Source organism: Achromobacter sp. DMS1 (genome assembly GCF_001270295.1).
The window spans coordinates 1-4,550 of sequence record NZ_LHSJ01000312.1 but is presented as its reverse complement, the minus strand read 5'-3'; the positions used below and the strand labels follow the sequence as shown (position 1 = coordinate 4,550).

Here is a 4,550-nt window from a genome sequence, read left to right as displayed (position 1 = left end):
CCTGCTCGGCCTGGCCGTCTTCCCCGCCGGCGTGGTGGCCCAGGCCACCCTGCCCGCCCTGACCGCCACGCCCGGCCCTAACGGCTCGGAGACCTATTCGCTCAGCATGCAGACCCTGCTGCTGATGACGTCGCTGTCTTTCCTGCCCGCCGCGCTCCTGATGATGACGGGCTTCACGCGCATCATCATCGTGCTCGGGCTGCTGCGCACGGCGATGGGCACCGCCATGTCGCCGCCCAACCACGTGCTGATCGGGCTGGCGCTCTTTCTCACCTTCTACACCATGTCGCCGGTGTTCGACAAAATCTACGCCGACGCCTACAAGCCGCTGTCCGAAGGCTCCATTCCGTTCGAGACCGCGGTCGAGCGGGCCACCGCGCCGCTGCGCACCTTCATGCTGCACCAGACCCGCGAGAACGACCTGTCGCTCTTTGCCAACCTGGCGCAGATGCCGGCCATGGAAGACCCCACGCAGGTGCCCCTGAAGATCCTGGTGCCGGCCTTCATCACCAGCGAACTGAAAACCGCGTTCCAGATCGGTTTCACGATCTTCATTCCGTTTCTCATCATTGACCTGGTGGTCGCCAGCGTGCTGATGGCCCTGGGCATGATGATGGTGCCGCCCGTGACCGTCGCCTTGCCGTTCAAGCTGATGCTGTTCGTGCTTGCAGACGGCTGGCACCTGCTCATGGGATCGCTCGCGCAGAGCTTCTACCAATGAACCGCGCACAGGGGGAATCGCCATGACCGCCGAAACCGTCATGACCATGGCCTACCAGGCGATGAAAATCGTGTTGGCCCTGGCCGGTCCGCTGCTCCTGGTCACGCTCGTCGTCGGGCTGGTCATCAGTATTTTCCAGGCCGCCACGCAGATCAATGAAATGACGCTGTCTTTCATTCCCAAGCTGCTTGCCATGTGCGGCGTGCTGGTGCTGCTCGGCCCCTGGCTCATCGGTCTGATGGTCGACTACATCCGCCAGCTCATCGGCCAGATCCCCGGGCTGGTGTCCTGACGCCGCTTCCGATGTTCGCCTTCACGATCGAACAGCTCAACGGCTGGATCGGCCAGTTCCTGTGGCCGTTCGTCCGCATCCTGGCGCTGGTCGGCACGGCCCCGCTCTTTTCCGAGTCGTCCATTCCCCTCAAGGTCAAGATCGGCCTGTCGTTCGCCCTGGCCGCGGCCGTCAGCCCGGCCCTGCCCCCCATGCCGCCCATCGCGCCGGGCTCCTATGCCGGACTGTGGATGGTCATGCAGCAGGTGCTGATCGGCATCGCCATGGGCTTCACGATGCGCATGGTGTTCGCGGCGGTGCAGACCGCGGGCGAATTCGTCGGCCTGCAGATGGGGCTGTCCTTCGCCTCCTTCTTCGACCCCAGCACCGGCGCCAACACGGCGGTGCTGTCGCGCCTGTTCAACATCCTGGCCATGCTGACCTTCCTTGCGCTGGACGGCCACCTGCTGGTGCTGGCGGCGCTGGTGCGCTCTTTCGACACCGTGCCGGTGGACGCCATCCAGCTGCACCAGAACGGCTGGGGCATCATCGTCGAATGGGGACGCACGGTCTTCGTTTCCGGCCTGCTGCTGGCGCTTCCGCTGATATGCGCGCTGCTCACCATCAACCTGGCCATGGGTATTCTCAACCGCAGCGCCCAGCAGCTTTCCGTGTTCTCGGTGGGCTTCCCCGTCACCCTCATCACGGGCGTCGTCATTCTGACTGTCGTGCTGCCGCACTCGGCGCCGTTCCTGGAATCCCTGTTCGAGTCCGGGCTCACCGAGATGAGCCGCGTGCTGGACGGTCTGGCCGGCAAGTAGGGAAAGCGCCCGCCGCCCGGCAAGCGCAGCCATGCGGACGCCCGGGCGCGCTCAGGCGTTCGCGCCGATCCGGAAAACGCGCATGGTTTCGCGCAGCGCCATCGACTGCGCGCCCAGTTGCTGCACGGCGCCGCCCAGCTCCTCGACCAGGACCGTATTCTGTTCCGTCATGGCGTCCAGCTCGGTCACGGCGCCGTCCACCTGGTCGATGCCCGCCGCCTGCTTCGCCGACGCGCGCGCGATCTCGCCGATGATGTCCCGCACGCGCCGCACAGCGGCCACGATGTCCTCCACCGTGGCGCCCGCCTGCTCGGCCTGCGACGAACCCTCGGCGACCCGTCCCACCGAATCCTCGATCAGGTCCTTGATCTCCTTGGCGGCCTGGGCGCTCTTCTGCGCCAGGCTGCGCACCTCCCCGGCCACCACCGCGAACCCCTTGCCGGATTCGCCGGCCCGCGCAGCCTCCACGGCGGCATTGAGCGCGAGGATGTTGGTCTGGAACGCAATGCCCTCAATGATGCTGACGATATCGGCAATGCGGCGCGAGCTGTCCGAAATGCCGTGCATCGTCTGCACCACCCGGCCCACGGCTTCGCCGCCACGCCGGGCCACCGCCATGCTGCTGTCGGCCAGTTCGTTGGCCTGGCGGGCGCTGTCGGCGTTCTGCCGCACCGTGGACGTGAGCTGCTCCATGCTGGCGGCGGTCTGCTGCAACGATGCCGCCTGGTTTTCCGTGCGGCCCGACAGTTCCTGGTTGCCTCGCGCGATCTGCGCCGCGGCCCGCGTAGTGCCTTCGATGCCGACGGCGACGTCGCGGGCGATGCCGATGAGGCTCTTGCGCATGACTTCCAGCGAGAACTTCAGGCCGCCCACTTCGTCGTCCGACTCCGCCACGATCTCGGTGGTGAGGTTGCCGGCGGCCACCTGGCGCGCCATGTCCGCGGCGTCCTTGAGCGGGTCCAGCATGAACCGCGAAAGCCGCCAGCCCATGACGAAAATGCCCGCCGTCGCCAGCGCCAGCAACCCGCAGCCCAGGACTGCGCCGGCAGTGTCGAGCTGGCTCCAGTTCGCCCGCAGGCCATAGGCGCCGGCCGCGACCAGGACAGCCGCGGTCAGCACCGAATGGCGCAGCATGCGGTTGCGCACGCCGCGCCCGAACGGAAAGGCCAGCGCATCGAAGATGCGCCGCCACCCCGCGCGCACCGGGCGTCCGCGCAGGATGCGCACGCCCCGCGCACGGCCCTCGCGCATGCGGGCGTACAGGGCCTCGGCCATCTCGATCTGCTCGTCCGTGGGCTTGATGCGCACCGAGGAATAGGCCACGACTTCCCCGTTCTCGACGATGGGCGTGGCGTTGGCCAGCACCCAGTAATAGCCGCCGTCCTTGCGGCGGTTCTTGACCAACCCCAGCCAGGACTCGCCCGCCTGCAGCGTGCGCCACAGGTCTTCGTAGGCAGCCGGCGGCATGTCCGGATGGCGCACGATATTGTGGGCCTTGCCGATCAGCTCTTCGCTCGAAAAGCCGCTGACCTCCACGAACGCCGGGTTGGCGTAGACGATGCGGCCCTTGGTATCGGTGCGCGAAATCAGGTACTGATCGTCGCGCAGCTTGGTTTCAACGTTCGTGACTGGAAGATTGACCCGCACTGTACATCTCCGCTTGCAACATATCGTGGTCGAACGGGCGGGCACACGCCCGCCTCGCCGTCCGATCCACGGCGGCGAATCGTGCTGCGGCGCGGCCAGATTGTGTACACACGCGTTTATCGGACGTTATGACAGTTAACGTCCGTATTTCCGGGAACTTAAATGCGCGATCCCCTCGCATCGCGGCGCCGGATGGACGCGGGGCCGGACGCGTCGCGCGGCCGGCCCCGCCTTCTGCCAAGCGGGTTTTTCGCCTGGATCAGGCGTGCGTCAAGGTCGGCGCGGCATAGCCGCCGAGCTGCTGGGCGGGCACCTCGATGACCTCGCCCGCGTTGATCTTGAACACCGACACCGCCTCGGCCAGCCGCTGCGCCTGCTCCTGCAGCGAACCGGCCGCAGCCGCCGCCTCCTCCACCAGCGCCGCGTTCTGCTGCGTCACCTCGTCCATCTGCGACACCGCCCGGTTCACCTGGTCGATACCGCTGGACTGCTCTTCCGACGCCGCCGAAATCTCGCCCATGATGTCCGTCACACGCTTCACCGACGCCACGATCTCCTGCATCGTCGCCCCGGCGCGCTCCACCTGCTGCGAGCCCGCCCCCACCTTGTTCACCGAGTCTTCGATCAGGCCCTTGATCTCCTTGGCCGCCTGCGCGCTGCGCTGCGCCAGCGAACGCACCTCGCCCGCCACCACCGCGAAACCCTTGCCCTGCTCGCCCGCCCGCGCCGCCTCCACCGCCGCGTTCAGCGCCAGAATATTCGTCTGGAACGCGATGCCGTCGATCACCGACACGATCTCCGAAATCTTGCTCGAGCTGGCCGAAATGCTCTGCATCGTGCTCACCACCTCGGACACCGCCTGACCGCCGCGCTCGGCCACGTCCGACGCGCTGGCCGCCAGCTGGTTGGCCTGCCGCGCATTGTCCGCGTTCTGCTTGACCGTCGAGGCCAGCTCTTCCATCGACGCCGCCGTCTGCTCCAGCGACGCCGCCTGCTCTTCGGTGCGGCTGGACAGGTCCGTGTTGCCCGCCGCAATCTCGCGCGAACCCACCGTGATCTCGTCCACCCCGCGGCGCACCGCCGCCACCGT

5 protein-coding genes are annotated in these 4,550 nt (G+C 67.2%); 3 read left to right on the top strand and 2 right to left on the bottom strand.

The genetic code is table 11. From position 1 onward, the window contains the following. Position 1 precedes the first annotated feature (1 nt). Genes fliP through fliR form a run of 3 tightly spaced genes read left to right on the top strand, consistent with a single transcriptional unit; the run spans position 2 to position 1,813 of the window. Complete coding sequence (gene fliP / locus AD428_RS23225; protein WP_082308564.1) at positions 2-721, top strand: flagellar type III secretion system pore protein FliP; 720 nt, start codon at positions 2-4, stop codon at positions 719-721. Positions 722-743: 22 nt separating this feature from the next. Next, positions 744-1,013, top strand: coding sequence for a flagellar biosynthesis protein FliQ (gene fliQ / locus AD428_RS23220; RefSeq protein WP_053246721.1), 270 nt, complete (start codon positions 744-746; stop codon positions 1,011-1,013). An 11-nt stretch (positions 1,014-1,024) separates the two neighbouring features. Then, complete coding sequence (fliR, locus tag AD428_RS23215) at positions 1,025-1,813, top strand: flagellar biosynthetic protein FliR (protein WP_053246720.1); 789 nt, start codon at positions 1,025-1,027, stop codon at positions 1,811-1,813. Between the two features lie 51 nt (positions 1,814-1,864). Here the strand turns inward: fliR and AD428_RS23210 are convergent, their stop codons facing one another. Both AD428_RS23210 and AD428_RS23205 read right to left on the bottom strand, forming a co-directional pair. Next, on the bottom strand, positions 1,865-3,460 hold the full coding sequence (locus AD428_RS23210) for a methyl-accepting chemotaxis protein (RefSeq protein WP_053246719.1): 1,596 nt from the start codon (positions 3,458-3,460) through the stop codon (positions 1,865-1,867). A gap of 259 nt (positions 3,461-3,719) precedes the next feature. Next, positions 3,720-4,550: methyl-accepting chemotaxis protein (locus AD428_RS23205; RefSeq protein ID WP_235491090.1), on the bottom strand; the 831-nt coding region annotated here is incomplete at its 5' end.

Coding starts and splice junctions, on each gene's coding strand:
- fliQ (WP_053246721.1), top strand. CDS start 744: ATGACCGCCGAAACCGTCATGACCATGGCCTACCAGGCGATGAAAATC.
- fliR (WP_053246720.1), top strand. CDS start 1,025: ATGTTCGCCTTCACGATCGAACAGCTCAACGGCTGGATCGGCCAGTTC.